This is a genomic window from Bariatricus sp. SGI.019 (assembly GCF_050315235.1).
Taxonomy (GTDB): domain Bacteria; phylum Bacillota; class Clostridia; order Lachnospirales; family Lachnospiraceae; genus JAFBIX01.
This window is the reverse complement of the sequence record NZ_JBNPOQ010000052.1, coordinates 1-794: the sequence shown is the minus strand read 5'-3', so window position 1 is coordinate 794 and position 794 is coordinate 1. Positions and strand designations below refer to the sequence as shown.

Here is a 794-nt window from a genome sequence, read left to right as displayed (position 1 = left end):
CTTGTATGTCAATCTTATCACAACAGAAATACCAACGTCAACGCATGGTTAAGTATGCACAGAAACATTCTGTAACCGAAACGGCAATCCGTTACCGTGTGAGCCGTAAAACGGTTTATAAATGGATTTCACGGTACGACGGAACCTTAGCAAGCCTGGAGGATCGAAGTCACAGACCCAAGACTTCTCCAGGAAGTCATACGGAACAGGAGCTTCGCCAAATCCGGCGCCGACTGAAAAAATACAAATGGACAGATCTGCTTCTGGCATATCAGGATTTAATAGAGAAAGATGGATATACCCGAAGCTATGGAGGTTTCAAACGAGTTGTAAGGCGTTTAAAGGCTTTAAAACCAGACAAAAAGAAGAAAAAGAAACGCAAACTGAAACCGTATCAACGAGCCGATTATCCAGGGCAGAAAATACAGATAGATGTAAAATATGTGCCATCTTACTGTGTGACAGATGGAAGAAAGTATTACCAGTATACGGCAGTAGATGAGTGTAGCAGATGGACATACCGAGAGATGTATGATGAGCATAGTACCTATAGTTCAAAAGATTTTTTGCTCAAACTAATACAGCACGCACCGTTTCCGATTCGAGAAGTTCAGACGGATAATGGATGTGAATTCACAAATCGGCTGTTGGTGATTAAGAGCAAACACCTCACCATGTTTGAGAAAGCGTTGGAGGAACTGGGAATCTTATATCACCGGATCCAGATAGCAACCCCAAGACATAATGGGAAAGTGGAGAGACAGCATCGTCAGGATGAAGCACGGTTTTATAAG

1 protein-coding gene is annotated in these 794 nt (G+C 42.6%); it reads left to right on the top strand.

Translation table 11 applies throughout. The annotated features are described in order from the left end of the window. Nucleotides 1-794: DDE-type integrase/transposase/recombinase (locus ACQRD1_RS14565; protein WP_427787946.1), on the top strand; the 794-nt coding region annotated here is incomplete at both ends.